The sequence below is a fragment of the Pseudomonas sp. FP818 genome (genome assembly GCF_030687335.1).
GTDB lineage: Bacteria > Pseudomonadota > Gammaproteobacteria > Pseudomonadales > Pseudomonadaceae > Aquipseudomonas > Aquipseudomonas shahriarae.
The window spans coordinates 4,895,196-4,921,822 of the sequence record NZ_CP117427.1; the positions used below are offsets into that span (position 1 = coordinate 4,895,196).

General features: G+C 60.4%; 29 protein-coding genes. 11 read left to right on the forward strand and 18 right to left on the reverse strand.

Annotation, left to right across the window (positions count from 1 at the left end; genetic code table 11):
- Positions 1–75 precede the first annotated feature (75 nt).
- The 7 genes from murA to PSH80_RS22225 form a co-directional block, all read right to left on the reverse strand.
- Complete coding sequence (murA, locus tag PSH80_RS22195) at positions 76–1,341, reverse strand: UDP-N-acetylglucosamine 1-carboxyvinyltransferase (protein ID WP_057438121.1); 1,266 nt, start codon at positions 1,339–1,341, stop codon at positions 76–78.
- Positions 1,342–1,364: 23 nt separating this feature from the next.
- Entirely contained in the window at positions 1,365–1,604 is a 240-nt protein-coding gene (locus PSH80_RS22200) for a BolA family protein (RefSeq protein WP_010567702.1), read from the reverse strand.
- Positions 1,605–1,718: 114 nt separating this feature from the next.
- Positions 1,719–2,024, reverse strand: coding sequence for a lipid asymmetry maintenance protein MlaB (locus PSH80_RS22205; RefSeq protein ID WP_057958465.1), 306 nt, complete (start codon positions 2,022–2,024; stop codon positions 1,719–1,721).
- On the reverse strand, positions 2,021–2,674 hold the full coding sequence (locus tag PSH80_RS22210; protein ID WP_057438117.1) for a phospholipid-binding protein MlaC: 654 nt from the start codon (positions 2,672–2,674) through the stop codon (positions 2,021–2,023). The genes PSH80_RS22205 and PSH80_RS22210 overlap by 4 nt, the downstream gene beginning before the upstream one ends.
- Positions 2,675–2,685: 11 nt before the next feature.
- Positions 2,686–3,153 (reverse strand): outer membrane lipid asymmetry maintenance protein MlaD, encoded by a 468-nt coding sequence (mlaD, locus tag PSH80_RS22215; RefSeq protein ID WP_057438115.1) that lies wholly within the window; start codon positions 3,151–3,153, stop codon positions 2,686–2,688.
- The gene (mlaE, locus tag PSH80_RS22220; RefSeq protein WP_029291779.1) at positions 3,153–3,950 is read right to left on the reverse strand and encodes a lipid asymmetry maintenance ABC transporter permease subunit MlaE; all 798 of its coding nucleotides are present in this window, start codon (positions 3,948–3,950) and stop codon (positions 3,153–3,155) included. Before mlaE ends, mlaD begins: the two co-directional genes overlap by 1 nt.
- Positions 3,950–4,759, reverse strand: coding sequence for an ATP-binding cassette domain-containing protein (locus PSH80_RS22225; protein WP_038443322.1), 810 nt, complete (start codon positions 4,757–4,759; stop codon positions 3,950–3,952). The genes mlaE and PSH80_RS22225 overlap by 1 nt, the downstream gene beginning before the upstream one ends.
- A 287-nt stretch (positions 4,760–5,046) precedes the next feature.
- Here PSH80_RS22225 and PSH80_RS22230 point away from each other — a divergent pair, with 287 nt between their 5' ends.
- From PSH80_RS22230 to PSH80_RS22275, 10 genes are all read left to right on the forward strand, one after another.
- Positions 5,047–6,021, forward strand: a complete 975-nt coding sequence (locus PSH80_RS22230; protein ID WP_115128986.1) for a KpsF/GutQ family sugar-phosphate isomerase — start codon at positions 5,047–5,049, stop codon at positions 6,019–6,021.
- Positions 6,022–6,546: an HAD family hydrolase gene (locus PSH80_RS22235; RefSeq protein ID WP_029291786.1), complete on the forward strand. Its 525-nt coding sequence runs from the start codon at positions 6,022–6,024 to the stop codon at positions 6,544–6,546.
- 8 nt (positions 6,547–6,554) lie between these two features.
- Complete coding sequence (gene lptC, locus PSH80_RS22240; RefSeq protein WP_057438113.1) at positions 6,555–7,127, forward strand: LPS export ABC transporter periplasmic protein LptC; 573 nt, start codon at positions 6,555–6,557, stop codon at positions 7,125–7,127.
- Positions 7,114–7,647 carry a lipopolysaccharide transport periplasmic protein LptA gene (gene lptA / locus PSH80_RS22245; RefSeq protein WP_057438111.1) on the forward strand — a complete coding sequence of 178 codons (534 nt, stop codon included), beginning with the start codon at positions 7,114–7,116 and terminating at the stop codon, positions 7,645–7,647. Before lptC ends, lptA begins: the two co-directional genes overlap by 14 nt.
- Complete coding sequence (gene lptB, locus PSH80_RS22250; protein ID WP_029291791.1) at positions 7,647–8,372, forward strand: LPS export ABC transporter ATP-binding protein; 726 nt, start codon at positions 7,647–7,649, stop codon at positions 8,370–8,372. Before lptA ends, lptB begins: the two co-directional genes overlap by 1 nt.
- A gap of 184 nt (positions 8,373–8,556) precedes the next feature.
- The gene (locus PSH80_RS22255) at positions 8,557–10,050 is read left to right on the forward strand and encodes an RNA polymerase factor sigma-54 (RefSeq protein WP_057445159.1); all 1,494 of its coding nucleotides are present in this window, start codon (positions 8,557–8,559) and stop codon (positions 10,048–10,050) included.
- Between the two features lie 75 nt (positions 10,051–10,125).
- Positions 10,126–10,431, forward strand: a complete 306-nt coding sequence (gene hpf / locus PSH80_RS22260; RefSeq protein ID WP_032860085.1) for a ribosome hibernation-promoting factor, HPF/YfiA family — start codon at positions 10,126–10,128, stop codon at positions 10,429–10,431.
- A 12-nt stretch (positions 10,432–10,443) separates the two neighbouring features.
- Positions 10,444–10,908: a PTS IIA-like nitrogen regulatory protein PtsN gene (gene ptsN / locus PSH80_RS22265; protein WP_057958463.1), complete on the forward strand. Its 465-nt coding sequence runs from the start codon at positions 10,444–10,446 to the stop codon at positions 10,906–10,908.
- Between the two features lie 2 nt (positions 10,909–10,910).
- Positions 10,911–11,768, forward strand: coding sequence for an RNase adapter RapZ (rapZ, locus tag PSH80_RS22270; protein WP_057958462.1), 858 nt, complete (start codon positions 10,911–10,913; stop codon positions 11,766–11,768).
- A complete protein-coding gene (locus tag PSH80_RS22275) occupies positions 11,765–12,058 on the forward strand; it encodes an HPr family phosphocarrier protein (RefSeq protein ID WP_305420646.1) in 294 nt (97 codons plus the stop codon). The genes rapZ and PSH80_RS22275 overlap by 4 nt, the downstream gene beginning before the upstream one ends.
- A gap of 201 nt (positions 12,059–12,259) precedes the next feature.
- On the opposite strand, the gene PSH80_RS22280 is transcribed toward PSH80_RS22275, so the two are convergent.
- The 6 genes from PSH80_RS22280 to pmbA form a co-directional block, all read right to left on the reverse strand.
- Positions 12,260–13,153: a ZIP family metal transporter gene (locus PSH80_RS22280; RefSeq protein WP_200659094.1), complete on the reverse strand. Its 894-nt coding sequence runs from the start codon at positions 13,151–13,153 to the stop codon at positions 12,260–12,262.
- Between the two features lie 31 nt (positions 13,154–13,184).
- A complete protein-coding gene (locus PSH80_RS22285; RefSeq protein WP_057958460.1) occupies positions 13,185–13,796 on the reverse strand; it encodes a superoxide dismutase in 612 nt (203 codons plus the stop codon).
- Position 13,797: 1 nt separating this feature from the next.
- Positions 13,798–14,241 carry a hypothetical protein gene (locus PSH80_RS22290; RefSeq protein ID WP_057958459.1) on the reverse strand — a complete coding sequence of 148 codons (444 nt, stop codon included), beginning with the start codon at positions 14,239–14,241 and terminating at the stop codon, positions 13,798–13,800.
- A gap of 27 nt (positions 14,242–14,268) precedes the next feature.
- Positions 14,269–15,645: a lyase family protein gene (locus tag PSH80_RS22295; protein WP_120734140.1), complete on the reverse strand. Its 1,377-nt coding sequence runs from the start codon at positions 15,643–15,645 to the stop codon at positions 14,269–14,271.
- Positions 15,638–16,033 carry a hypothetical protein gene (locus tag PSH80_RS22300; RefSeq protein WP_057438105.1) on the reverse strand — a complete coding sequence of 132 codons (396 nt, stop codon included), beginning with the start codon at positions 16,031–16,033 and terminating at the stop codon, positions 15,638–15,640. Before PSH80_RS22300 ends, PSH80_RS22295 begins: the two co-directional genes overlap by 8 nt.
- Before the next feature lie 151 nt (positions 16,034–16,184).
- A complete protein-coding gene (gene pmbA / locus PSH80_RS22305; RefSeq protein WP_057958457.1) occupies positions 16,185–17,531 on the reverse strand; it encodes a metalloprotease PmbA in 1,347 nt (448 codons plus the stop codon).
- Positions 17,532–17,639: 108 nt separating this feature from the next.
- Between pmbA and yjgA the strand changes: the two genes are divergently transcribed.
- Positions 17,640–18,161, forward strand: coding sequence for a ribosome biogenesis factor YjgA (yjgA, locus tag PSH80_RS22310; RefSeq protein WP_029291815.1), 522 nt, complete (start codon positions 17,640–17,642; stop codon positions 18,159–18,161).
- A gap of 45 nt (positions 18,162–18,206) precedes the next feature.
- Here the strand turns inward: yjgA and tldD are convergent, their stop codons facing one another.
- The 5 genes from tldD to PSH80_RS22335 form a co-directional block, all read right to left on the reverse strand.
- Complete coding sequence (gene tldD, locus PSH80_RS22315) at positions 18,207–19,649, reverse strand: metalloprotease TldD (protein ID WP_057958456.1); 1,443 nt, start codon at positions 19,647–19,649, stop codon at positions 18,207–18,209.
- 16 nt (positions 19,650–19,665) lie between these two features.
- Positions 19,666–20,514 carry a carbon-nitrogen hydrolase family protein gene (locus tag PSH80_RS22320; RefSeq protein ID WP_057958455.1) on the reverse strand — a complete coding sequence of 283 codons (849 nt, stop codon included), beginning with the start codon at positions 20,512–20,514 and terminating at the stop codon, positions 19,666–19,668.
- A 48-nt stretch (positions 20,515–20,562) separates the two neighbouring features.
- Entirely contained in the window at positions 20,563–24,378 is a 3,816-nt protein-coding gene (locus PSH80_RS22325) for a YhdP family protein (RefSeq protein ID WP_305418339.1), read from the reverse strand.
- Between the two features lie 75 nt (positions 24,379–24,453).
- On the reverse strand, positions 24,454–25,911 hold the full coding sequence (gene rng / locus PSH80_RS22330; RefSeq protein WP_115128995.1) for a ribonuclease G: 1,458 nt from the start codon (positions 25,909–25,911) through the stop codon (positions 24,454–24,456).
- Between the two features lie 69 nt (positions 25,912–25,980).
- Positions 25,981–26,577, reverse strand: coding sequence for a nucleoside triphosphate pyrophosphatase (locus tag PSH80_RS22335; protein WP_115128996.1), 597 nt, complete (start codon positions 26,575–26,577; stop codon positions 25,981–25,983).
- Positions 26,578–26,627: the final 50 nt, after the last annotated feature.

Sequence of the window (26,627 nt, forward strand, 5' to 3'; positions counted from 1 at the left end):
ATTTGAAACAAATTCAGCCGAGGCGTGCCTGTGCACACCTCGGGCGGGCGCTTCCCTGCGCCCGAGCAGTGGGGGTTAGCCCGGTACGCGGCGGATTTTCGCGCCGAGCATCTGCAGTTTTTCTTCGATGCACTCGTAGCCACGGTCTATGTGGTAGATGCGATCGATCAGGGTGTCACCGTCAGCGCACAACGCCGAGATCACCAGGCTGGCCGAAGCCCGCAGGTCGGTGGCCATCACTGGCGCGCCCTTGAGCTGCTCGATACCGGTGACGATGGCAGTGTTGCCTTCGACCTGGATCTTGGCGCCCATGCGGTGCAGTTCGTACACGTGCATGAAGCGGTTTTCGAAGATGGTCTCGATGACCGCACCAGTGCCTTCGGCAATCGCGTTCAGGGAAATGAACTGCGCCTGCATGTCGGTCGGGAACGCCGGGTACGGAGCGGTACGCACGTTGACGGCTTTTGGCCGCTTGCCGTGCATGTCCAGCTCGATCCAGTCTTCGCCGGTGGTGATTTCGGCACCGGCTTCGCGCAGCTTTTCCAGGACCGCTTCAAGGATGGTCGGATCGGTGTCCTTGACCTTGACGCGACCACCGGTCACGGCAGCCGCAACCAGGTAGGTACCGGTCTCGATACGGTCCGGCATCACTTTGTAGGTGGCCGAGTGCAGGCGTTTCACACCGTCGATGGTGATGGTGTCGGTGCCGGCGCCAGTGATGTTGGCACCCATGGCGATCAGGAAGTTGGCCAGGTCGACCACTTCCGGCTCGCGCGCGGCGTTTTGCAGGACGCTGCGGCCATTGGCCAGGGCAGCGGCCATCATGATGTTCTCGGTACCGGTCACGCTGACGGTATCAAAGAAGAAGTTTGCACCACGCAGGCCGCCTTCCGGCGCCTTGGCCTTGATGTAGCCACCTTCGACGTCGATGGTCGCACCCATGGCTTCAAGACCACGGATGTGCAGGTCCACCGGACGCGAACCAATGGCGCAACCGCCAGGCAGTGCCACTTCGGCTTCGCCGAAACGGGCGACCATCGGGCCCAGTACCAGGATCGAGGCACGCATGGTTTTCACCAGTTCGTACGGTGCGATCAGGGTCTTGATGGTGCGCGGGTCGATTTCGACCGACAGCTTCTCGTCGATCACCGGCTCAATGCCCATGCGACCGAACAGCTCGATCATGGTGGTGATGTCGTGCAGGTGCGGCAGGTTGGCTACGGTAACCGGGCCATCGCACAGCAAGGTGGCGGCCAGGATCGGCAAGGCCGAGTTTTTAGCCCCGGAGATACGGATTTCGCCATCAAGACGGGCACCGCCGGTAATAATCAATTTATCCATAAGAATCTCGACGCCTTGGGGGCTCAGGTGCGCTCGGCCCAGGCCGCGCGGCTGAAAAATTTCATAGTGACCGCATGGATGCTGCCATCGGTGATCCACGGGTTCAAATGGGCATAGATCTGCTGCTGACGCTTGACCGGGCTCAATGCCGCCAGTTCATCGCTAATCACGTTCAGCTGGAAATTGCAGCCTTCGCCTTCAACTGCAACCTCAGTATTCGGCAGCTTTCCTTCAAGGAAGCTTTTAACTTCTAGGGCCTGCATGCTCAACCTCTATCGGCGCCCAGTGCGCGCGGGTCGCACATCATACAAAAAAGCCCCGCGCCTGCGAACCCCGCATAGCAGGACTCTGACGGGGGGCTTCTTCAATAATGTGTATTAAGGATGCGCCAACAGCTCGGCCAGACCGCAAACCTGGGCAATTTCACGCATATCCTCGGGTAATGCGCGAATACTGACAGGTTTGTTGACCGCCGCGGCGTCACGTAGGAAACACAAGAGCAATGACAAGCCAACACTGCTGGACTTCACCACCGCCGAGCAATCGAGGACCAATGCCGGCGCAGTGCTGGCATTGATCAGTGCCTGGCCCTGCTTACGCAGGGCCGGCCCGGTGCTGTAGTCGAGCACGCCACTGAGGAGCAGCTCACCGGCCTGGCCTTGACGAACAGCCGACTCAGTCATGGGGCCTGCTTCTCTGCAGCTTCTTCGGTCACTTCCTTGGCCTTGGCCACTTCGCCGGCCCAGCCATCAATGGTCTTGTCCAGGTTGTTGCCATTGCGCTGCATGGCATCGGCGAACTGATCACGGAACAGCTTGCCGATGTTGATGCCGTTGATGATCACGTTGCGCACTTTCCATTCGCCGTTGATTTTCTCAAGGGTGTAGGAAACCGGATAGATCGAGCCATTGTTGCCCTTGACCTGCATATCCACGCTGGTGCGGTTGCCAGACTCATCCTTGGCCGGGGAAACGACGATACCCTGGTTGTTGTATTCCAGCAGGGCGTTGCCGTAGAACTGCATCAGGCTGCGCTTGAAGTTTTCCTGGAAGCGCTGCATCTGCGCAGGCGTAGCTTTACGCGAATACTTGACGGTCATGATGCTGCGCGAGATGCCGTCAGCGTCGACCACCGGGCCCACGATACCGTTGAGGGCATCGTAGAACGCGCTTGGGCTCTGCTTGTACTGTTCCTTGTTCGCGGCAAGGTCAGCCAGCAGCTCTTTGGTGGTTCTATCAATAATGTCGTGCGCCGAAGGTGCCGCCACGGCGTTAGCCATCAATGGCAAGGCTGCCAACAGCACCAACAGGCCACGTCGCAAGGTTGAGATCATGAACAAACTCCTCATTTGGCGTCTTTACTAACCGTATTAAGCAGGAATTTACCGATCAGGTCCTCTAATACCAACGACGACTGTGTGTCATGAATGGTCGAACCATCCTTGAGCAAGGCTTCTTCCCCGCCCACGCTGATACCGATGTACTTCTCGCCCAGCAGACCGGCCGTGAGGATGGACGCTGTGGAGTCAGTCGGCAGGTTATCTACCTTCTTGTCCAGTTGCAGGGTCACGCGGCCGGTGAAGCTGTCGCGGTCCAGATCGATTGCTGTGACCTTGCCGATGGTCACACCGGCCATGGTCACTTTGGATCTGACCGTCAAACCGGCGATATTGTCGAAGTAGGCGTAAAGTTTATAGGTATCGGCGCCCGAGCTGGCCGACAAGCCGCTGACTCGCAGGGCGAGCAACAGCAAAGCCAGGATGCCAGCCAACAAGAAAAGGCCTACACCGATTTCCACAGTGCGGTTTTGCATCAGAAATCTCCAAACATCAAGGCGGTCAAAATGAAGTCAAGGCCCAGTACCGCCAGCGAGGCGTACACAACGGTCTTGGTAGTGGCTCGACTGATCCCTTCTGAAGTGGGTTCACAGTCATAGCCCTGGAATACGGCGATCCAAGTCACAACGAAGGCGAAGACGATGCTCTTGATAATGCCATTGAGCACGTCACCGCTGAAGGTCACGCTGTTTTGCATGTTGGCCCAGTAGGAGCCGTCGTAGACCCCCAGCCAGTCCACCGCCACCCACGAACCGCCCCAGATCCCGACCACGCTGAAAATCATTGCCAGCAGTGGCAGGGAGATGAAGCCGGCCCACAGGCGCGGGGCAACAATGTACTTGAGCGGGTCCACGCCGATCATTTCCAGGCTGGACAGTTGCTCGGTGGCCTTCATGTTGCCGATCTCGGCGGTCAACGCAGAGCCGGCGCGACCGGCAAACAGCAAGGCGGTGACCACCGGCCCCAGCTCACGCAGCAGCGTCAGTGCAACCATCTGCCCCACCGCCTGCTCGGAACCGTAGCTGGACAGGATATTGAAGCCCTGCAGCGCCAGCACCATGCCGATGAACACCCCGGAAACCACGATGATCACCAGGGACATCACGCCCACCGAGTGCAGCTGCTTGAGCAGCAAGCCAAAACCACCGCCGATACCACCGCGGCCCAGCAAGGCGTGAAACAGGAAAATCGTCGAACGCCCGAGCACTTCGACAATGTCGATGCCGGAACGACCGAAAAGGCGCACCTTCTCGATTAAAGATGTCTTGCGCATCAGCGCTTCCCCAGAAGATCTGCGCGGTAATCCGCTGCCGGAAAATGAAAAGGCACCGGGCCATCAGGGTCGCCGGTCATGAATTGGCGAATTCGCGGGTTATCGGCGTTCATCAGTTCTTCAGGCGTGCCCTGCCCCAATACCTGGCCATCGCCGACGACATAGAGGTAGTCGGCAATGCTCGCGGTTTCGGCCAAGTCATGGGACACCACGATGCTGGTGATACCCAGCGCGTCATTGAGCAGGCGGATCAGGCGCACCAATACGCCCATGGCGATAGGGTCCTGGCCGACGAACGGCTCGTCATACATGAGGATCTGCGGGTCGAGGGCAATCGCCCGCGCCAGAGCCACGCGCCGCTTCATACCACCAGAAAGCTCATCCGGCATCAGGTCGATGGCACCGCGAAGCCCTACGGCCTGCAGCTTCAACAACACAATGTCACGGATCATTTCTTCCGACAGTTGGGTATGCACCCGCAACGGGAACGCGACGTTTTCGAAAACGTCGAGGTCGGTGAACAGTGCACCGCTCTGGAACAGCACACCCATGTGCTTGCGCGCATCGAACAGATCGCTGCGCGACAGGGTCGGCAGGTTCTGGCCATTGACCCAGACTTCCCCGGCGGTAGGCCGCAGTTGCATGCCCATCAGGCGCAGCAGGGTCGTCTTGCCGCAGCCGGAAGGGCCCATGATGCCCGTCACCTTGCCGCGGGGAATGCGAATATCGACATTATTGAAGATGCTGCGCGTACCGCGCTTGAAGGAAAGACCCTTCAGCTCGACCGCGTAGGCGTTATCGGCACTCATCTAAACTCCTTGGGATGCAGCTTCTCACTCAGACACCATGCTTGGGACAACTGCTTGCGACAGTTAGACACATGTGCGCTGCGCGGACCGAACTGGCGGCGAACTATATCACTGCTGACATAAAGCGCCCAAGGCCGGAGCTGTGCTTGTTCAGAAAGAGGACAGGTAATTGCGCATTTGAGAGCGATCTCACTCTTAAGTAGAACAACGCCTGACGAACTTGCGTGAGGGAATTGATCATTACCGCTATAATCGCCGACTTTTCGTCAGGCTATACGATTTCAGACATGAGCCAATCCAGCGACCTTATTCAATCCGCACAACGCACCATCCGCCTCGAGCTTGAAGCCGTAGAAGGCTTGCTGGCCCATATCGACGCAGATTTCGTACGCGCCTGCGAGATGATCCTGGCCAGTAAAGGCCGGGTTGTCGTGGTCGGCATGGGCAAGTCAGGCCATGTCGGCAACAAGATTGCCGCCACCCTGGCCAGTACCGGCACCACGGCATTTTTCGTGCACCCGGCCGAAGCCAGCCATGGTGACATGGGCATGATCACCCGCGATGACGTGATCCTCGCCCTGTCCAACTCAGGCACCACCAACGAAATCGTGACCCTGCTGCCCCTGATCAAGCGCCTGGGCATCAAGCTGATCAGCATGACCGGCAACCCGGACTCGACGCTGGCCAAGGCCGCCGAAGTGAACCTGAATGTACATGTAGCCCATGAGGCCTGCCCGCTTAACCTGGCGCCCACCTCCTCCACCACCGCCGCCCTGGTCATGGGCGACGCGCTGGCCGTGGCCCTGCTGGAAGCCCGTGGTTTTACCGCCGAAGACTTCGCCTTTTCCCACCCCGGTGGCGCCCTCGGCCGTCGCCTGCTGCTGAAAGTGGAAAACGTGATGCATGCGGGTGACGAGCTGCCACAGGTACAACGTGGCACCCTGCTCAAGGATGCCTTGATGGAAATGACCCGCAAGGGCCTGGGCATGACCGTGATCCTCGAGGCCGACGGGCGCCTGGCCGGGGTCTTCACCGACGGTGACCTGCGTCGCACCCTGGACCGCACCATTGATATCCATACCGCCACCATTGATCAAGTCATGACCCCTCACGGCAAGACCGCCCGCGCCGAAATGCTCGCGGCTGAAGCCCTGAAGATTATGGAAGACCACAAGATCGGCGCCCTGGTGGTGGTCGATGATGCCGATCACCCGATTGGCGCCCTGAACATGCACGATTTGCTGCGCGCGGGAGTGATGTAAATGAACACCGACCTGTTGCAACGGGGCAAGGCCATCAAACTGGCGATTTTCGACGTGGATGGCGTGCTGACCGACGGTCGCCTGTACTTCCTCGAAGACGGCAGCGAATTCAAGACGTTCAATACCCTGGACGGCCAAGGCATCAAGATGCTGATGGCCTCTGGCGTACAAACCGCGATCATCAGTGGTCGCAAGACCCCGGTCGTGGAGCGCCGCGCACAAAACCTGGGGATTCCTTACCTCTACCAGGGCCGTGAGGATAAACTCGTGGTTCTGGACGAGCTTCTTGGCAAACTCAACCTAAGCTATGAGCAGGTCGCCTATCTGGGCGATGATTTGCCTGACTTGCCGGTGATTCGCCGCGTCGGCCTGGGCATGGCTGTAGCCAATGCCGCGTCGTTTGTTCGCGAACACGCCCACGGCATTACCCAGGCCCGCGGCGGCGAAGGCGCCGCCCGCGAGTTCTGCGAACTGATCCTGCGTGCCCAGGGCAGCCTTGAAGCGGCCCACGCCGCCTACCTATAGAGCCCTCTATGCTGAGTAAAAAGATTCGCAACTTCCTGATATTCGGAGCCATCGCCGCGCTGTTCCTCGCGGTGGGCTACTGGAATATCAGCCCGGAGCGCTTCCTCGACCAGCCTGTTGCGCAGGTCGACCAGGGCGCCATCGACTATTACGCCACCAACGCCTACAGCGTGCAGTTCCTGCCTGACGGCAAGGTGCAATACGAAATGACGTCGGACAAGGTCGAACACCTGAAGGCTTCCGAGGTCACATTGCTGACCAATCCGGACCTGAACCTGTATCGCGGCACCGAGTTCCCGTGGCACGTCACCAGCAAGCGTGGCGAGGTCAACCCGGACGGCACCGAAGTGGAACTGATCGACTCGGTGCGCGTTGCGCGCACCGACGCCCAGAAGCGCGACACCATCATTACCAGCAGTCGCATGACCGTATTCCCACAGAAGCAATATGCGCAGACCGAGCAAGACGTTAGAATCGACGGCGCTGGCGGTGTATCGACTGGCAAGGGAATGAAAGCGTATTTGAAAGAAAGCAGGATACACCTGCTATCGAACGTAAGAGGACAGTATGAGGCTCGTTAAAACCCTCCCTATTTTGCTCGGTCTGGGCGCAGCACTGGGAAGCGTGAGCGCCTGGGCTCTGCCGAACGATAGCCAGCAACCGATCCACATTCAGGCTGACGATGCGCAACTGGATGACAAGCAAGGTGTCGCGACCTACAAGGGCGACGTCATCATCACCCAAGGTTCGATGAAGATTACCGGTAACACCGTGACCCTGACCCGTACCCCGGCGGGCGACATCGACGTCGTAACTTCGGTGGGCAACCTTGCCTACTTCGAACAGAAGCAAAACGCCGCCGATCCAGGTCCGATCAAAGGCTACGGCGTGACCATCCAGTACCACGCGCCGCAGAACCGCATCGTACTGACTGACCGCGCCAAAGTGATCAGCAGCGACGGCAACTCGACCGAAGGCGAGAAAATCGTCTATGACACCGTCAAGCAAGTCGCCACTGCCGGCCGCGCCAATGGCACCAAGGTCACTGCGCCACGTCCGCGCATCGACATGGTTATCCAGCCGAAGAAGAAGGCCCAGTAATGGCAACCCTGAAAGCCCAGCATCTGGCCAAGGCCTATAAAAGCCGTCAGGTCGTGCGCGACGTCAGCCTGTCGATCGACAGCGGCCAGATCGTCGGCCTGCTTGGCCCCAATGGTGCCGGCAAGACCACCTGCTTCTACATGATCGTCGGCCTGGTCCAGGCGGACCAGGGCCGTGTATTGATCGACGACCTGGACGTCAGCCACCAGCCCATGCACGGCCGTGCGCGGGCCGGTATCGGCTATCTCCCCCAGGAGGCGTCGATCTTCCGCAAACTGTCAGTGTCCGACAACATCATGGCGATCCTGGAAACCCGCAAGGAACTGGATCGCGACGGACGCCGCCAGGAGCTGGAAAGCCTGCTGCAGGAGTTCCACATCAACCATATTCGCGACAACCTCGGCATGAGCCTGTCCGGCGGCGAGCGGCGCCGCGTGGAAATCGCCCGCGCCCTGGCCACCGCACCGAAGTTCATCCTGCTGGACGAACCCTTCGCCGGTGTCGACCCGATTTCGGTAGGCGACATCAAGCAGATCATCCATCATCTCAAGGCCAAGGGGATCGGCGTGCTGATCACCGACCACAACGTGCGTGAGACCCTGGATATCTGCGAAACCGCGTATATCGTCAACGACGGCCAACTGATTGCCGAAGGCGACTCCGCCACCATCCTGGCCAACGAACTGGTCAAGGAAGTGTATCTGGGGCACGAGTTCCGCCTGTAACCACTGGGGTGTCAGGACATTCGCCATCAGGCGCGGGAGTCAATAAAAACCTTATTGTTTTTATTGTTACCGCGCTCTAGGCAAAGCCCCCGATATCAGGCATATAATTTGCTTATGTTTGGCGCTCACGCGCCCTGTCGTGGATGGCGCATTGCGCCGGCGAATAAGGTGTTAAGCCCCTGCCATGAAACCATCGCTAGTCCTGAGAATGGGCCAGCAGCTGACGATGACACCGCAGCTGCAACAGGCCATCCGCCTGCTCCAATTGTCGACCCTGGACCTGCAACAGGAAATCCAGGAGGCCCTGGAGTCCAACCCGATGCTCGAACGCCAGGAAGAAGGCGACGACTTCGATAATGCCGACCCACTGGCCGACAACATAGAGCAAAAACCCAATCCCGACGTCCAGGAACCCTCCTACCAGGAAACCGCACCCACGGTGGATAACCTGGAAGAAGGCGAATGGAACGAACGCATTCCCAATGAACTGCCGGTGGATACGGCCTGGGAAGATGTCTACCAGACCAGCGCCAGCAGCCTGCCCAGCAACGACGATGACGAGTGGGACTTCACCACCCGCACCTCCGTCGGCGAAAGCCTGCAGAGCCACTTGCTGTGGCAACTGAACCTTGCCCCGATGTCCGACACCGATCGCTTGATCGCGGTGACCCTGATCGACTGCATCAACAATCAGGGCTACCTGGACGAGACCCTCGAAGAAATCCTCGAGGCTTTCGACCCGGAACTGGACATCGAGCTGGACGAAATCGAGGCGGTCCTGCACCGCATCCAGCAGTTCGAGCCCGCCGGCATCGGCGCGCGCAACCTCAGCGAGTGCCTGTTGCTGCAACTGCGCCAACTGCCCGCCAAGACACCGTGGCTGGCCGAAGCCCAACGCCTGGTCACCGACTATATCGACCTGCTGGGCAGCCGCGACTACAGCCAGCTGATGCGTCGGATGAAACTCAAGGAAGATGACCTGCGCCAGATCATCGAACTGGTACAGAGCCTCAACCCGCGTCCCGGCTCGCAGATCGAGTCCAGCGAAGCCGAGTATGTCGTCCCCGACGTGATCGTGCGCAAGGACAACGAGCGCTGGCTGGTGGAGCTGAACCAGGAATCAGTGCCGCGCCTGCGGGTCAACCCGCAATACGCAGGTTTTGTACGCCGGGCCGACACCAGCGCCGACAACACCTTCATGCGCAATCAGTTGCAGGAGGCTCGCTGGTTCATCAAGAGCCTGCAAAGCCGCAACGAGACCCTGATGAAAGTGGCCACCCAGATCGTCGAGCATCAGCGCGGCTTCCTGGAATATGGCGACGAGGCGATGAAACCGTTGGTGCTGCATGACATTGCCGAAGCAGTGGGCATGCACGAATCGACCATTTCCCGGGTCACCACCCAAAAATTCATGCATACCCCACGGGGTATATATGAGCTGAAATACTTTTTCTCCAGCCACGTCAGCACCTCCGAAGGCGGTGAATGCTCGTCCACGGCGATCCGCGCGATCATCAAAAAACTGGTTGCGGCGGAAAATCAGAAAAAGCCGTTGAGTGACAGCAAGATCGCTGGTTTACTGGAGGCACAAGGCATTCAGGTCGCCCGTCGAACCGTCGCCAAGTACCGCGAGTCCCTTGGGATCGCGCCTTCCAGCGAGCGTAAGCGATTGATGTGACGGGCGGGCCATAGCGTTCCAGTGGCGGGTACTCCTACCCGCCGCTTTATGCACTGGCAACGAAGGAGAAGCTGTATGCAAGTCAACATCAGTGGACACCAACTGGAAGTGACCGAACCGCTGCGCGCCTACATCAGCGAGAAACTCAAACGAATTGAGGGGCATTTCGACAAGATCACCAATGTGCAAGTCATCATGTCTGTCGAAAAGCTGAAGCAGAAAATCGAAGCCACCTTGCGTATACCCGGCGGGGAAGTAGTCGCCAATGCAGAGCATTCAGACATGTATGCCGCCATTGACGACCTGACCGACAAGCTGGATCGCCAAATCAAAAAGCATAAGGAAAAGCAGCAGAGCCTTCTTCAAGGCACAGGCCGCTAACACTCCCCACCCATGATTCGACTTGAAACCATCCTGACCCCCGGCCGTTCACTCGTGAACGCGCCGGGTGGCAGTAAAAAGAAAGCCCTCGAACAGATTGCCAACCTGATCAGCCGCGAAGTGCCTGAGCTGGTGATGCAAGATGTATACGAGGCTCTGATTGCCCGTGAAAAACTCGGTTCGACCGGTTTTGGCAACGGCATCGCTATTCCTCATTGCCGCCTAAAAGGCTGTGAAACACCGGTGAGCGCCCTGTTGCACCTGGACGCCCCCACTGATTTCGACGCTATCGACGGCGCCCCGGTTGACCTGCTGTTCGTCCTGCTGGTCCCGGAAGCGGCCACCGATGCACACCTGGAACTGCTCCGGCAGATCGCCAGCATGCTTGACCGTGACGAAGTACGTAAGAAACTGCGTAGCGCCAGCACCAATGAAGCGCTGTATCAGGTTGTCCTGGATGAACAAAGCGGGCAGTAATCATGCGTTTGATCATCGTCAGCGGGCGTTCCGGCTCAGGTAAAAGTACGGCCCTCAATGTGCTTGAGGACAGCGGTTTCTATTGCATAGACAACTTGCCGGCCGGCCTGCTGCCCGAGCTGGCAGAACGTGCGCTGATCCATACCGAGCTGGCACAACCGCTGGTGGCCGTGTCCATTGACGCACGCAACCTGCCCAGCCACCTCACGCGTTTCCCGGAATTGCTCGAAGAGGTACGCGCCAAGCATATCCATTGCGACGTGCTGTACCTGGATGCCGACGAAGAAACGCTGCTCAAGCGCTTTTCGGAAACCCGTCGCCGCCACCCACTGAGCAGCCCGCACCGCTCGCTGGCCGAAGCCATCGAGGACGAGACCAAGCTGCTGGGGCCGATCATTGACCTGGCCGACCTCAAGATCAACACCACCAGCCTGAACCTTTACCAACTGCGTGACGCCATCAAGCTGCGCCTGCTGAACCAGCCGGAACCCGGCACCGCGTTCCTTGTTGAGTCCTTTGGCTTCAAGCGGGGCATGCCGATAGACGCCGACCTGGTATTTGACGTGCGTTGCCTGCCCAATCCTTACTGGAAGCCGGAACTGCGCGACCAGTCCGGGCTGGACCAACCGGTTGCCGATTACCTGGCGGCGCAACCGGATGTCGAGGAGATGTTCCAGGACATCTCCAGCTACCTGCTCAAGTGGCTACCGCGCTTTGCGGCCAGCAACCGGGCCTATGTCACCATCGCTATCGGCTGTACCGGCGGGCATCACCGCTCCGTCTACCTGACCGAGCGCCTGGGCCAGGTCTTGCAGCAAACCCTCAAGAATGTCCAGGTTCGCCACCGCGACCTCAGCTGAAAGGAACACCTTCGCGATGCCCGCTCTGGAAAATTGAAATCATCAACAAACTGGGCTTGCATGCCCGCGCGTCGGCCAAGTTCGTCGGAGTTGCGGGCCAGTTTCCTTGCCAGGTGCGTGCCGGGCGTACGCCAGAGTCCATGGTCGATGGCAAAAGCATCATGGCCATGATGATGCTTGCCGCAGGCAAGGGCACGACGATTCATCTGAAGACCGAAGGTGAGCAGGAACAGGAAGCGCTGGATGCGCTGGTGAAGTTGATCAACAACTACTTCGATGAAGGCGAATAGCCCTTCTTTCCTGAATGCAGCACAAATCAATGTGGGAGTGGGGCTTGCCCGCGATAGCTGGGAGTCAGTCGATACATACTTGACTGATACACCGCTATCGCGGGCAAGCCCGCTCCCACATTTTTTATGCCGAGGTGTCTGCATCGCAAGCAAGCCAGCTCCCACACTAGCCAGCTGCCACATTGCTTTTTGCGTTAGGCATCAGCCCAGCGCTGTATCCATGGCCATCATCAGACAAAACCCGATGCACAACCCCAGGCTGGCAAGTTTGTCATGGCCATTGCGTCGCGACTCGGGGATTACTTCGTGAGTCACCACCAATAACATCGCCCCGGCCGCAAGGGCCAAACCCAGAGGCAGCAGCATCTCGGCCAGGCTGACCAGCCAGGCACAGAGCACGGCAAACACCGGCTCTACCAGGCCGGATGCCGCCCCAATCAGGAATGCCTTGACCCGCGACATCCCCGCCCCTGCCAGCACCAGCGCAATCACCAGCCCTTCCGGCACATCCTGCAAGGCAATGCCCATGGCCAGGCTGTCGGCATCGGGCATACCGCCACCCGCCGAGACGCCTACCGCCATGCCTTCGGGAATATTGTGGGCAATGATCGCGAACACAAACAGCCAGATACGCGGCGGGATCACCGGTTTATCGGGCGTACCGACCAGCATCTCCGGGCTGGCACCGGAGACCTTGCGGTCCACCAGAAACAGGCCGAAGGCACCGAGCATGATGCCGAAGCTGACCAGGCCGCTGGACGCCCAGGGAGTGAACCCCAGGTTTTCGGCGGCGGCGATCCCTGGCACGACCAGCGAAAACGCGGTCGCCGCGAGCATCACGCCAGCACCGAAGCCCAGCAACGTATCGCTGACCGCTAACGGCATCCGCCGGATCACCAGCACCGGCACCGCCCCCAGCGCCGTACCCAGGGCGCAGATTGCGCCACCTTGCAGTGCGCGCAGGATCCGCGGCTCCAGGTTCAGCCAGGCCAGCCCGTGGGCCACCAGCAATGCCATTCCCGCCAACAGCAGCAGCGAGCCAAACGCATAACGAAACATTCGTACGCTGCTGATCGCCAGTGTTTCAGTGCCCATAGTCGGCCTTAAGTCTTGTTATGAAAGGTCATTAAGCGAGGGCCGCCTGGTAGCGCTCAGCGACTTCCGGCCAGTTGATAACACTGTAGAAGGCGTTGATGTATTCAGGACGGCGGTTCTGATAAAGCAGGTAGTAGGCGTGTTCCCACACGTCCAGACCGAGGATCGGCGTATTGCCATTCATCAACGGGCTGTCCTGGTTGCCACTGCTCTCGACTACCAGGGTCTTTTGCGGGGTCACGCTCAACCAGGCCCAGCCACTGCCGAAGCGGGTCAGCGCAGCTTTGGTAAAGGCCTCCTTGAAGGCGTCAAAGCCCCCCAACTGCTCATCAATCGCCTGGCCCAGGGCACCTTCGGGCTTGCCGCCGCCCTTGGGCGACATGACTGCCCAGAACAATGAGTGGTTGGCATGCCCGCCCCCCTGGTTAATCACCGCTGCGCGCAGCTTTTCCGGCAGTTGCTGGACGCTGGAGACCAGTTTCTCGATGGGCCAGCCAGCAAACTCAGTACCTTCGACCGCCGCATTGAGGTTATTGATGTAGGTCTGGTGGTGTTTGGTGTAGTGGATTTCCATGGTTTGCGCATCGATATGCGGCTCCAGGGCATCGTAGGCGTAAGGCAAGGCAGGCAAGGTGTAGGACATATCAATGTGCTCCATAAAAAGGGCTGTTGCGGGTCGGCGCATCCGTCGACGCCGTATGGCTGCCTAGCAAGCGATGGGTACGGGGGTATTCGCCGTGATCGCTGATGAAATTCAACAGTTCGACGTAGGTCTTGCTGCTCTGGCGCAAGGCCGCCTCGCGCAGTGGCTGAGGCAGCCGGGTGTCCTGCATGGTCTGCAGCAAGCGCTGGTGAATGGCGCAGAGGTATTCCGCGCTTTCTTCCGGCTGGTTCAGGCGCAGGTGCAGGTCCGCCAGGTTGTGATGGGAAATGACGCAAGCGGCTACGGCTTCGTCGGCATCACCCCAGCGCTCGAACAACACTTGGGCCAGGGCCAGGGCTTGCAGGTAATGCTCGCGGGCATCCACCAGTTCGCCCTGCATAAAGCAGTGATTGGCCCGTTCGATCGTGCGTTTCCAATGCTCCATGGTGAGCCTCCAAAGCAGGGTCGGTGATTACACGCCACCCGCCGTGAGCTTTTCCGGATCCAGGAGGATTTCCAGTTGGCTGCGGGGCAAGTCGGTGTGCTCAAGCGCCACATCAATCACCGGCCGGCCTTGTTGATAGGCTTTCTTGGCGATTTCAGCGGCCTTTTGGTAACCAATGATCGGGTTGAGTGCGGTAACCAGGATCGGGTTACGCGACAGCGCTTCCTTGAGCTTGGGTTCGTTGACCTTGAAGCTGGCGATGGCCTTGTCTGCCAGCAGACGGCTGGAGTTGGCCAACAGTTCCAGGCTGCTGAGCAGGTTCTGGGCGATGATCGGCAGCATCACGTTGAGTTCGAAGTTGCCGGACTGACCGGCGATGGTGATTACGCTGTCATTGCCGATCACCTGGGCCGCGACCATGGCCGTAGCCTCTGGAATCACCGGGTTGACCTTGCCCGGCATGATCGACGAGCCCGGCTGCAGACCTTCGAGTTCGATTTCACCGAGACCGGCAAGGGGGCCGGAGTTCATCCAGCGCAAGTCGTTGGCGATTTTCATCAGCGACACGGCAATCGCTTTGAGTTGGCCGGAGACGGCAACGGCGGTGTCCTGGGAGCCGATCAGAGCAAACAGGTTCTTGCCCGGAGTGAACTGCACCTGGGTCAGGCTGCTCAACTGCTGACTGAAACGCGCAGCAAACTCAGGATGCGCGTTGATCCCGGTGCCAACGGCCGTACCGCCCTGAGCCAGGGCCTGCAGGCTTGGCAGTAAGCCCTGCAAGTGCGCGATATTGGCCTTGAGTTGCTGTGCCCATCCTTCAAGCACCTGGCTCATGCGTACCGGCATGGCGTCCATCAGGTGAGTACGCCCGGTCTTGATGAACGGATGAACTTCCACCGCCTTGCGCTCGATCACCGCAACCAGATGCAGCAACGCCGGCAACGTCTGTTCATGCAGCACCAGCGCGGCGCTGACATGAATGGTGGTCGGGATGATGTCGTTGCTGCTTTGCCCGCAATTGACGTGGTCATTGGGGTTGACCGGCTCGCCCAGCAGGCGGCTGGCCAGGGTCGCAATCACTTCGTTGGCGTTCATGTTGGAGCTGGTGCCGGAGCCGGTCTGGAAAATATCCACTGGGAAGTGCTGCATGAAGTCGCCTTCCAGCAAGCCTTGGGCGGCGTCGACGATGGCTTTGCCCTGGCTTGCGCTGATCTGCTTGAGATCGACGTTGGCCTTGGCGGCGGCGGCCTTGGCCAGGATCAGGGCGCGGATGAACTGGGTCGGCATGCGCTGGCGGCTGATCGGGAAGTTATCCACCGCACGCTGGGTTTGCGCGCCATACAACGCGTCGGCCGGTACCTGTAGTTCGCCCATGCTGTCGCGTTCGATACGGGTGTTACTCATCGGAAGATCCTTGCACCAAGTCGGAGTGAGAAATCGAAGGTTGCAGTTCGCAAGTCGCCAATTGCCAGGCAAAGGTCTGCCAGCGCTTGAGGCGGCAGGCACAGTGAGACAGGTTTTCCAGGTCGCGCAGCGGGCGCCAGGCCTGGTCCAGGCATGTGGAGCGCCAATGCCAGGGCAAGGCGATATCGGTGGCAGTGTCGAGCAGCAGGCGGAACGAGGTTTCGGCGATGGTCCACGGGTGCGTGGCCGTGCAACAGGCCAGATAGCGGCCTTCGCTGAGGTAGTGTTCGATCAGGCGCGGCTCGTCAGGGTTGAGCCCGCAGCGAATCTGACGACTCATCCAGCGCCAGCTTTCCAGGTAGGGATCCTCGTGCAGGACAGAACTCATGACCCATGCTCACTCGATAATGATATTTATTATTAAATGATATTGAGAATCAAAACAAGCTATTGAACCGATACCTTTGTCGGCCTTGTGATATTCCAGGCAAAAAAAAGCGCCACCCTGGGGGTGGCGCTATTGTGTAACGGGTTGCGGCTTAGCTGCCGGCGACGGTCATGCGTTCGATCAGCACCGAGCCGGTGCGGATATTGCTGCGCAATTCCAGATCGTTACCCACGGCGACGATCTGCTTGAACATGTCGCGCATATTGCCGGCGATGGTCACTTCCTGGACCGCGAACTGGATTTCGCCATTCTCCACCCAGAACCCCGCCGCGCCTCGGGAATAATCGCCCGTCACCATGTTCAAGCCATGCCCCATCAGCTCGGTCACCAGCAAACCACGGCCCATGCGCCGCAGGAGCGCCGCCTGGTCTTCGTCACCATGGGTCACGAACAGGTTGTGAACCCCACCGGAGTTGGCGGTACTCGGCAGACCGAGCTTGCGCCCGGCGTAGGTGCCAAGCACGTAGGACACCAGCTCACCGTTCTCGACAAACGGCTTGGCGTAGGTTGCCAGGCCGTCGCCATCAAAGGCCGAGCTGCCCATGGCGCGCATCAGGTGCGGGCGTTCGTCCAGGGTCAGCCACTCAGGAAACAGCTTCTGCCCCAGCGCGCCTTCAAGGAACGACGATTTGCGGTACAGATTACCCCCGGAAATCGCCCCGAGAAAGCTGCCGAACAGACCACCCGCCAGTTCCGCCGAAAACAACACCGGCACTTCGCACGTCGGCACCGGGCGCGCACCCAGGCGGCTCGCCGCCCGTTGCGCGGCGCGCTGGCCGATGCTCACCGGGTCCGCCAACAGCTCACCCTGGCGACTCACGTCATACCAGTAGTCACGCTGCATCTGGCCATCGGCCTCGGCGATCATCACGCAGCTCAAGCTATGGCGCGTCGACGCATAGCCGCCGATAAACCCGTGGCTGTTGCCATACACCCGGCAACCCTGGTGGGTGCTCAGGGTGGTGCCATCGGCATTCTTGATCCGGCTGTCGGCATCAAACGCCGCGGCTTCGCAGGCCAGGGCCTTTTCGATGGCCTGCTCGGGAGTGATATCCCAGGCGTGAAACAGGTCGAAATCCTTGAGATCCCGCGCCATCAAGGCCGCATCCGCCAAACCCGAGGCCTCGTCTTCGGAGGTGTGCTTGGCAATCGCCAGTGCGGCGGCAACCGTCTCGCGAATCGCTTCCGGGCCGCTGGCCGAAGTGCTGGCCGAGCCTTTGCGCTGCCCCACATACAAGGTGATGCCAAAACCCTGGTCGCGGTTGAACTCAACGGTTTCCACTTCCCGCTGGCGTACCGAAGTCGACAGGCCCTGCTCCAGCGACACCGCCACTTCACAGGCACTGGCGCCCTGGCGCTTGGCCTCGGCGATGATCTGCTCAACTTGTTCCTGCAGTGCCGGTAACGCTTGTGGACCGACGCTTTGGGCTGCACTCATGGTTCTCTCCACTCAAATTCTGCTTTCGGTTAAGGCCATCGAGCGACCGGGCCGGACAAGCGGCCCCCGACTGGTTATCATGGCGGCGTTTCTTTGCGGACTGCCACCATGGTTGATTCTTACGACGACTCCCTCGATGGGGAGAAAAGCAAAACCCAGGTCAAACGCGAGCTGCATGCTCTGGTTGATCTCGGCGAGCGCCTTACAACACTCAAGCCGGACTTGATTGCCAAACTGCCACTGACCGACGAAATGCGCCGGGCCTTGGCGGATGCACCCAAGCACACCGCGAATATCGCGCGTAAACGGCACATCATGTTTATCGGCAAGCTGATGCGCGACCAGGACACTGACGCCATTCTGACTTTGCTCGATCAACTCGATGCTTCCACCCGCCAATACAACGAACGTTTCCATAACCTGGAACGTTGGCGTGACCGCCTGATCGGCGGTGACGACGCTGTATTGGAGAAGTTCGTCCTGGACTATCCGGACGCCGACCGCCAGCAACTGCGCTCCCTGATCCGTCAGGCCCAGCACGAACTGGCACAGAACAAGGCGCCGGCCACCAGCCGTAAAATCTTCAAGTACATCCGTGAGCTGGACGAGACTCAACGCGGCCTGCGCTGATCCTCTTCCCCGGGTGGCGGTCTTCGCCACCCGAAGCTCCACGCCTTACGACCCCGTACCACCCACGGTGATCGCATCAATTTTCAGGGTTGGCTGGCCGACACCCACCGGCACCGACTGCCCATCCTTGCCACACATCCCCACACCGCTGTCCAGCGCCAGGTCGTTACCGACCATCGACACCTTGCTCATGGCTTCCGGGCCGTTGCCAATCAGGGTTGCACCCTTGACCGGCGCGGTGATCTTGCCGTCTTCGATCAGATAGGCTTCGCTGGTGGAGAACACGAACTTGCCGCTGGTGATATCCACCTGGCCGCCACCAAGATTGGCGCAATAGATCCCACGCTTCACCGAGGCAATGATCTCTGCCGGGTCGCTTTCGCCCGCGAGCATGTAGGTGTTGGTCATGCGCGGCATCGGCAAATGCGCGTAGGACTCGCGACGGCCGTTGCCGGTACGCGCCACGCCCATCAGGCGCGCGTTGAGCTTGTCTTGCATATAGCCCTTGAGCACGCCATTTTCGATCAACGTGGTGCACTCGGTCGGCGTACCTTCGTCGTCGACGCTCAGGGAACCACGGCGACCGGCTAATGTACCGTCGTCGACAATGGTGCAGAGCTTGGAGGCGACCATTTCGCCCATGCGCCCGCTGTAGGCGGAGCTGCCCTTGCGGTTGAAGTCACCTTCCAGGCCATGCCCCACCGCTTCATGCAGCAAAACCCCGGACCAGCCCGAACCCAGGACCACCGGCAGCGTACCCGCTGGCGCCGGAATGGCTTCCAGGTTGACCAGCGCCTGGCGCAACGCCTCGCGGGCATAGCCCATGGCGCGGTCGTCGGTGAGGAAATAGCGATAATCCGTACGCCCACCGCCACCGTGGCCGCCGCGCTCGCGACGCCCGTTCTGCTCGACGATCACACTGACATTAAAGCGCACCAGCGGGCGCACATCGGCCGCCAGGCTGCCATCGGTGGACGCCACCAGGATGCGCTCCCAGACCCCGGCCATGCTCACGCTCACTTGCTGGATACGCGGGTCGAGGGCCCGGGTTGCAGCATCCACACGCTTGAGCAACTCGACCTTTTCGGCACGGGTCATTACTTCCAGTGGATTATCCGGGCCGTACAACTGGGCCACGTCCTGGGTACTGAACGCCTGCACGGTGCCGTGCTGCCCGGCGCGGGAAATCGAACGCGCCGCGCGGGCGGCCAGGCCCAGGGCTTCGAGGGTGATGGCATTGCTATAAGCAAAGCCGGTCTTCTCACCGGACTGCGCGCGCACGCCAACCCCTTGGTCAAGGTTGAAGCTGCCGTCCTTGACGATCCCGTCTTCCAGGGACCATGACTCGGAAATCTGCCCCTGGAAATACAGGTCTGCAGCATCAATACCCGGCCCGGCCAGGTCACCCAGTACGGTTTGCAGACTTTCGATGGTCACGCCACCGGGCGCCAGGAGGTGTTCACTGACTGAGGACAACAACTCGCTCATAGGTTCGGCCTTAAATTCATCGTTCTGAAGCAGGTCGCTGTGCGCCCTGCGAGAAAAAGCGCCGGTGGCCTGCCACCGGCATGCGCGCCCGTATCGACGCTTGTTCGCTGCTATCGCGTTCGGCCAACAACACCGCTTCGCCTTGATCTTGTTGCGCCAGTACGCGCCCCCATGGGTCGATAATTGCCCCATGGCCAAATGTTTCCCGTGGCCCCGGATGCACACCGCCCTGGGCGGCCGCCAGCAGATAGCACTGGGTTTCTATGGCCCGGGCCCGGATCAGCACATCCCAGTGCGCAGCCCCCGTTACCGCCGTAAAGGCCGAAGGCGCAGTAATCAATTCGGCCCCCGCCGCACGCAATTCGCTGTACAACTCGGGGAAGCGCAGGTCATAACAGACCGTCAGCCCCAGGCGCCCAACCGGCGTATCGGCCACCACTACCTGGTTACCGTAAGCATAGTCGTCAGATTCGCGATAACGACCGCGCGCATCCGCCACGTCCACGTCGAACAGATGCAGCTTGTCGTAGCGCGCCACAATCTGCCCCTGCGCGTCGATCAACAGCGAGCACGCATTGGACTTGGCGTCGGGCTGCCCGAGCGGGGGCAACGGCAAGGTACCGGCCACTATCCATAAGTTGAGGTCACGGGCGGCCAGTTTCAACCACGGCAGGATCGGCCCCTCGCCCACAGCTTCGGCGTGGCCGATAGCGGCCACGTCACGGCGGCCCATGGCGGCGAAGTTTTCCGGCAGCACTGCCAGTTGCGCGCCCCCCGCCGCCGCCTGCTCCAGCAACCGCCGGGCCTGGGCCAGGTTGGCCAGAACATCACTCTGGCTGACCATCTGGATTACCGCAAAGGACATGGGCCGACACTCCATAAAAAGCATGGGGCCATGCTACTCCACAGGGGCTTATTGCGGTTTTTCAAATGGCTTGTCGAAGGTGATTTTTGGATCTTTCCATGGCCCTTCCACCTTGTACTGGACGCTGGCAAAACGCGAGACCCGATCGCCAATCAGTTTGTCGATCAGGAACAGTGCGCCGCCAATGGCCGGTGCCCCCACGATCAACGCGGCGATCGGCAGGTTGTTGGTCACCGGCAGGGTCACCAGCAACTTGGCATCGACACGGTCAGCCACCAGGTCCAGCGTGCCGTTAAGCTCCAGGTTGCTCGACGGCCCGGTGAGAACAATCGGCTCACGGGTCACAAACACACCATTGCTGGCGGCCAGCAGGCCCTTGACCCGATCGTAGCTCAGGCCCTTGCCGAGCAAGTCCGAGAAGTCCAGGCGCAAACGCCGGCCAATCGAGTTGAAGTTCAGCAGACCAAACACCCGCAACGCCTGGGCACCGCCCTCGACCTCGACAAACTGGCCCTTGCGGAACGATGCATCCAGGCTCCCGGAAAACCGCTTGGGCCCAACCCACGCAGGCGAACCCGGCCAGCGTCCATCAACATCCAGATGGAAGCTCTGGCTGGTCACGGTGGGCGCGAAGCCCCAGCCTTTAAGCACATCGGCGATATTCTTGCCGTCCAGGCGCCCCTTGTACCAACTGCTGCTGGCGCCCGGCGCCCCTTCCCAGCCACCGGCCCCCTTGAGCCGCATACCCTTGAGGCCCAGGTCGAGGTTGTTGAAGGCCATGCCCTTGGCCGTCGGGCGCACCTTCAAGGACCAGGCACCGATCAAGTCGGGCCCCTGCAACAACTGGCCAATGGAAATATCCAGCGCCGGAATGTCCTTGGGATCAATGTTCGCCAGGGGATCAGGCGCGTTCTCGTCGGCCTGTACCGTGGGGTCAACCGCCGGTAGCTTCACGTATTGCAGATTGATGGCGATGGGTGCGCCCTTGGCATCCGGCAGGCCAATAGCCCCCTTGGCTTGCTGGCTGTCGAGCTGCAGCCCCCAGGCCGCGGGCTTGCGCTCCAGTTGCAGGCTGACCTGGTCGAATTGAGTACCAAAGCCTGTCAGCTTGCCGATCTTGAAATCGGCACTGCTCAACAGTTGCTTGGCATTGCCACTCGGATCATTGCCGGCGTAGCGGTCCACCAGTTTCTTCCACGGATCTATATCCAGCTCCGACAGCACCCCGCGAATCCGCAGGCCCTTGCCACCGGGCAGCAAGGCATCGCCATCCCCGAGGAACAGTTCGCCACGGCCCTGGGCAAAGTTGTTCGCCGGGGCTGCAAAGGTAAAGTTCGCCAGCTCGCCGTAATCAAACCAGTAGCGTCGCTCTGCGCCCTGCAAGGTCATGCGGAACACACTGGCGCGGCCCTGACCGGCGGACATGCCAAACGGAGCAGGCAAATCCACCGCCACGCCCTTGAGGTTGGAACTGACCCGCAACTGGCTGTCGGCACCGTCCAGGTCCAGTTGCAGTTGATACGGGATATCCCCGGACACCGGCAGCGGCTGGCCGACTTTCAGCCAGTCGGTGAGGCGCTTGACCGTCACCTGGCCCTTGGCGGTGACCCGCGTGCTGAGATTGCCCGGCTTGCCACCAGCAGCAATCTGCGCCGTGATCGGCCGGTCAAAGGCCTGGGCACTGATGTTCTGGCCACTCAGACCCTTGGTGCTGTCGAAGCGGAATTCGCCCTTGAGCTGATTCAGGTCCAGGGTAGGCTCGGCCAGTTGCAGGTGCGCCTTGTCAGTCTTGAAGTCCACCACGATTTTCGGCTCGGTGCCTTTGGCCAGGGGGATGTCCAGGTCGAGTGAACCTTGCAGGTCGCCCTCGCCTTTCCAGCCGGCAAACGTCGACGCCGTGCCGATGGGGGCTTCCTGCAGGATCTTCAGGCCGTCACCCAGCCCACCGGCAAACCCGCCCGTCAGCAACAGATGACTGTCATGGCCAGGAAGCGCATGGGGAATGTTGACGTAGATATCCTTGACCTTGGTGTCGAGCAATTGCCCCTTGCTGGCCAGGATGCGCACACCGGTTTCTTCGACAAACACTTCACCGGTCACCTTGCTCACATGGGGCCAGCCAGGCTGGAACGCCAGCTCGGCGTCATGCACCTTGAAGAACAGGCTGATATTGCGCGCCGCCATCACCGCATCGTGGTTCAACGAGCCTTGATACTGGAAGAAGCCTTCATCGACCGCGCCCTTGAGAATGGCCGTACGCAGCCATTCATCCAGGGCCGGGCTCAACACGGCCGGTAGGTATTTGGGAGTAAAGCGTCCATCGCCCTCGACCATGCCGACCCGCAGGTCCATGTAGTCTTCCTGGCTATGATCGAAATGCAGGCGAATCAGGAAGTCCGCCGCGACCTTGCCCTCTTCCCCCAGCACCTTGATATACGGAGCGATCAGCGTGAAGCCTTGTTTATCCAGCCTCCACGTCAGGCGCGCGTTGGCCTGGATGTACTGCCAGGGCTTGGCGAAAATCGGGTACAGGTGCAAGGCAAAGTCCTTGCTGTCCATGCGCAGCTCGCCCTGGCCCAGGTCGCCGCTGATGCTGCCGGAGACATTGCGGGCCGCCGGTGCGCCGAAATACGCATCAAAGCCCACCCGCTCGAGGTTGGCGGCAAAGCTGACGCGCTGATCGCCCGTCTCCTGGGGACGATAATCCACCAGGACATTGCGCAGCACGCCCGTGGCTTTCAACGCTTCGACGGTCTTGGCAAAACCCTCGGGCAATGGCGCCAGGGCGTTGAGCAAGGGGGTGATCGGCGTCAGGTCCAGGCGGTCGGCCTGCAGGTTCCAGGTTTCCTGAGCCTTGTCGGTGGCCAGGGTTTGCTGCAATTGCAGGTGCGACTCCCAACGGGTGTCGCCCAGGTTCATGGCCAGCGAGTCGAAGACCACCTTAAGGCCGCGATCACTGCGTTGCAGGTAGGCCGTCAGGCCCAGGTTGTGGATGCTCACGGGTTTGCGCTGGGCATACCGCACCTTCACTTGCGGCGCATTGAGCCGCGCGGCGGCGCTTTGCAGCGTTCCGCCGGCCCAGGTCAGCCAGAGTTCGCCGCCGGCTTTCAGCTCATTGAGTTTCCAGTCCCGGGTCAACTTCGCCGGAATCCATTGCGCCCAATTGCTCTGGGGCAGGCTCAGGTAGGCCTGGACTTCACCATCGCGCCACTGGCTAGCGCGGATCCGCGTGCGCAGGCTGAGGGCCAGCGGCTGCCCATCGGGCAAGGTCAGGCGTGCATCCAGGCGTTGGCGGGTGGCACCGGTTTGCAGGCTCAGGCCCACATAGGTCAAGGTCAGCGGCGCTTGTTCAAACGGTTGCAAAGTGACCTGGCTGTCGAGCAGCGAAATCTTCGCCACCGCTTGCATGCGCGTGAGCAGTCGTTCCGGGTCCAGGGGCTGGTCGTCCTGCACAGGCAGGCCTTGCAGCGCCCAACGGCCGTCCTGGTCCTCCTTGACACTGAGCTGCAATCCGCTGACTTCCAAGTGGGCAATGCGCACATCCCACGCCAGCAAGCTGGCCCAGAGATCGGGCACCACTTGCACCTGGTCCAGGCGCAAGGCACTGCTGCCCTCGCCGACCATCACGTCATGGGCCAGCAAGACCGGGGCAAAGCCGCTCCAGCGCCCTTCCAGGCTGCCAATGCTCAGGGGCATGTCGACCGCCGCCTGCGCCTTGGCCTCGACTTCGGCACGGTACTCCGCCACCAATGGCGTCAATTCACGGCCCAGGCTGACGTAGACCGCCGCCAGTACCAACAGCAATGCACACAGGCCAAGGCCCCAACGGGTCAGTGCGGCAAAAAAGCGTTGTAGACGCTCCATGTCAGGCGACCCTCAAGGTAATAGTCGGACGGCAGATCAAGGTCTGGCGGTCTCGTTGAACAGGACGGATGCGAATCAGAGCAGCACCACGTCGTATTGTTCCTGTGAATACATGGTTTCGACCTGGAAACGGATGGTACGGCCAATGAAGCCCTCCAGTTCCGCAACGTTGCCCGACTCTTCGTCGAGCAACCGATCAACCACCTTCTGATTGGCCAGGACTCTATAACCCTCGGCCTGGTAAGCGCGTGCCTCTCGTAGAATTTCCCGGAAAATCTCGTAGCAAACCGTTTCCGGGGTCTTCAACTTGCCGCGGCCCTGGCAACTGCTGCACGGTTCGCACAGCACTTGCTCAAGGCTTTCACGGGTACGCTTGCGGGTCATCTGTACCAGGCCCAACTCGGTGATCCCGATGATGTTGGTCTTGGCGTGATCGCGCTCCAGCTGCTTTTCAAGGGTGCGCAACACCTGGCGCTGGTGTTCTTCATCTTCCATGTCGATGAAGTCGATGATGATGATCCCGCCCAGGTTGCGCAGGCGCAGTTGACGGGCAATGGCGGTGGCGGCTTCGAGGTTGGTCTTGAAGATGGTTTCTTCAAGGTTGCGATGGCCGACGAAGGCGCCGGTGTTGACGTCAATGGTGCTCATGGCTTCGGCCGGGTCGACCACCAGGTAGCCACCGGACTTGAGCGGCACCTTGCGTTCCAGGGCCTTCTGGATTTCGTCCTCGACGCCATACAGGTCGAAAATCGGCCGTTCGCCGGGGTAGTGTTCCAGGCGATCGGCGATTTCCGGCATCAGTTCGGCGACAAATTGCGTGGTGCGCTGGAAGGTTTCCCGCGAGTCGATGCGAATTTTCTCGATCTTCGGGCTGACCAGATCACGCAGGGTTCGCAGGGCCAGGCCCAGGTCTTCGTAGATGACACTCGGCGCGCCGACGGTCTTGATCTGGGCTGCGATCTGGTCCCACAGGCGCCGCAGGTAGCGGATGTCCATGAGGATTTCATCGGCACCGGCACCTTCGGCGGCGGTGCGCAGGATAAAGCCGCCCGCCTCTTTGATACCTTCGGCCGCCACGCAATCGCTGACCACCTTTTTCAGGCGCTCACGCTCACCTTCGTCTTCGATTTTCAGGGAAATACCGACGTGGGCGGTGCGCGGCATGTACACCAGGTAACGCGAAGGAATTGACAATTGCGTGGTCAGGCGCGCGCCCTTGGAACCAATCGGGTCTTTGGTGACTTGCACCACCAGGCTCTGCCCTTCGTGCACCAGGGCGCTGATGCTCTCGACCGCAGGGCCTTCGCGCAGGGAGATTTCCGAGGCATGGATAAATGCGGCACGGTCCAGGCCGATATCGACAAAGGCTGCCTGCATGCCCGGCAACACCCGCACAACCTTACCTTTATAGATATTGCCAACGATCCCGCGCTTCTGGGTGCGCTCGACGTGCACTTCCTGCAAAACACCGTTTTCTACCACCGCCACGCGCGATTCCATCGGCGTGATATTGATCAGAATCTCTTCACTCATGGCTGGGTCTCGTTCAGGCGTTTTCACAATAGTGGCCGATCGCTTAAAGGTGGCGCTGGAGTAGAGCGTTCAGCGCACGGAAAGGTGTTGCCAACAGGGTATGCCGAAATGGCCCAGCAGTTCTGCTGTTTCGCAGACCGGCAGGCCAACGACTGCCGAGTAGCTGCCATTGAGCCCGGCGACAAATACCGCCGCCAACCCTTGGATAGCATAGCCGCCCGCCTTGTCCTGGGGTTCACCGCTGTGCCAGTAAGTCGTTGCTTCTTGTGTGGAAACCTGGCGAAAGCGCACGCGACTGCTGACCAGGCGCGTTTCGCAACGCTGGCCATCAAGCAGCGCAATGGCGGTGAGGACTTCGTGCTCACGATCAGAAAGGGCCAGCAGCATGGCCAGGGCATCGGCCTGGTCCACGGGCTTGCCGAGGATCCGGCCATCCAGGATGACGGCAGTATCGGCCCCTAGCACGCAGGCATTTGCGGTATCGGCTAATGTCGCCAGGCCTGCAGCGGCTTTGCCACGGGCCAGGCGCTCGACGTAGGACGCAGGCGACTCGTCGCCCAGGGGTGTTTCATCAATAGCGGCGTTGACCACGGTGAACGGCACGCCAATCTGGGTCAGCAGTTCACGCCGCCGAGGAGAGCCGGAGGCCAGATAAAGCGATTGCATTGCAAACTCTCCCTGCGGGTTCGATAACCAGGCAGAGCTTCGCGCCCCAC

Excerpts from the sequence above, each read along its gene's own strand:
- murA (WP_057438121.1), bottom strand. The coding sequence starts at position 1,341 with ATGGATAAATTGATTATTACCGGCGGTGCCCGTCTTGATGGCGAAATC.
- PSH80_RS22200 (WP_010567702.1), bottom strand. The coding sequence starts at position 1,604 with ATGCAGGCCCTAGAAGTTAAAAGCTTCCTTGAAGGAAAGCTGCCGAAT.
- PSH80_RS22205 (WP_057958465.1), bottom strand. The coding sequence starts at position 2,024 with ATGACTGAGTCGGCTGTTCGTCAAGGCCAGGCCGGTGAGCTGCTCCTC.
- PSH80_RS22210 (WP_057438117.1), bottom strand. The coding sequence starts at position 2,674 with ATGATCTCAACCTTGCGACGTGGCCTGTTGGTGCTGTTGGCAGCCTTG.
- mlaD (WP_057438115.1), bottom strand. The coding sequence starts at position 3,153 with ATGCAAAACCGCACTGTGGAAATCGGTGTAGGCCTTTTCTTGTTGGCT.
- mlaE (WP_029291779.1), bottom strand. The coding sequence starts at position 3,950 with ATGCGCAAGACATCTTTAATCGAGAAGGTGCGCCTTTTCGGTCGTTCC.
- PSH80_RS22225 (WP_038443322.1), bottom strand. The coding sequence starts at position 4,759 with ATGAGTGCCGATAACGCCTACGCGGTCGAGCTGAAGGGTCTTTCCTTC.
- PSH80_RS22230 (WP_115128986.1), top strand. The coding sequence starts at position 5,047 with ATGAGCCAATCCAGCGACCTTATTCAATCCGCACAACGCACCATCCGC.
- PSH80_RS22235 (WP_029291786.1), top strand. The coding sequence starts at position 6,022 with ATGAACACCGACCTGTTGCAACGGGGCAAGGCCATCAAACTGGCGATT.
- lptC (WP_057438113.1), top strand. The coding sequence starts at position 6,555 with ATGCTGAGTAAAAAGATTCGCAACTTCCTGATATTCGGAGCCATCGCC.
- lptA (WP_057438111.1), top strand. The coding sequence starts at position 7,114 with ATGAGGCTCGTTAAAACCCTCCCTATTTTGCTCGGTCTGGGCGCAGCA.
- lptB (WP_029291791.1), top strand. The coding sequence starts at position 7,647 with ATGGCAACCCTGAAAGCCCAGCATCTGGCCAAGGCCTATAAAAGCCGT.
- PSH80_RS22255 (WP_057445159.1), top strand. The coding sequence starts at position 8,557 with ATGAAACCATCGCTAGTCCTGAGAATGGGCCAGCAGCTGACGATGACA.
- hpf (WP_032860085.1), top strand. The coding sequence starts at position 10,126 with ATGCAAGTCAACATCAGTGGACACCAACTGGAAGTGACCGAACCGCTG.
- ptsN (WP_057958463.1), top strand. The coding sequence starts at position 10,444 with ATGATTCGACTTGAAACCATCCTGACCCCCGGCCGTTCACTCGTGAAC.
- rapZ (WP_057958462.1), top strand. The coding sequence starts at position 10,911 with ATGCGTTTGATCATCGTCAGCGGGCGTTCCGGCTCAGGTAAAAGTACG.
- PSH80_RS22280 (WP_200659094.1), bottom strand. The coding sequence starts at position 13,153 with ATGGGCACTGAAACACTGGCGATCAGCAGCGTACGAATGTTTCGTTAT.
- PSH80_RS22285 (WP_057958460.1), bottom strand. The coding sequence starts at position 13,796 with ATGTCCTACACCTTGCCTGCCTTGCCTTACGCCTACGATGCCCTGGAG.
- PSH80_RS22290 (WP_057958459.1), bottom strand. The coding sequence starts at position 14,241 with ATGGAGCATTGGAAACGCACGATCGAACGGGCCAATCACTGCTTTATG.
- PSH80_RS22295 (WP_120734140.1), bottom strand. The coding sequence starts at position 15,645 with ATGAGTAACACCCGTATCGAACGCGACAGCATGGGCGAACTACAGGTA.
- PSH80_RS22300 (WP_057438105.1), bottom strand. The coding sequence starts at position 16,033 with ATGAGTTCTGTCCTGCACGAGGATCCCTACCTGGAAAGCTGGCGCTGG.
- pmbA (WP_057958457.1), bottom strand. The coding sequence starts at position 17,531 with ATGAGTGCAGCCCAAAGCGTCGGTCCACAAGCGTTACCGGCACTGCAG.
- yjgA (WP_029291815.1), top strand. The coding sequence starts at position 17,640 with ATGGTTGATTCTTACGACGACTCCCTCGATGGGGAGAAAAGCAAAACC.
- tldD (WP_057958456.1), bottom strand. The coding sequence starts at position 19,649 with ATGAGCGAGTTGTTGTCCTCAGTCAGTGAACACCTCCTGGCGCCCGGT.
- PSH80_RS22320 (WP_057958455.1), bottom strand. The coding sequence starts at position 20,514 with ATGTCCTTTGCGGTAATCCAGATGGTCAGCCAGAGTGATGTTCTGGCC.
- PSH80_RS22325 (WP_305418339.1), bottom strand. The coding sequence starts at position 24,378 with ATGGAGCGTCTACAACGCTTTTTTGCCGCACTGACCCGTTGGGGCCTT.
- rng (WP_115128995.1), bottom strand. The coding sequence starts at position 25,911 with ATGAGTGAAGAGATTCTGATCAATATCACGCCGATGGAATCGCGCGTG.
- PSH80_RS22335 (WP_115128996.1), bottom strand. The coding sequence starts at position 26,577 with ATGCAATCGCTTTATCTGGCCTCCGGCTCTCCTCGGCGGCGTGAACTG.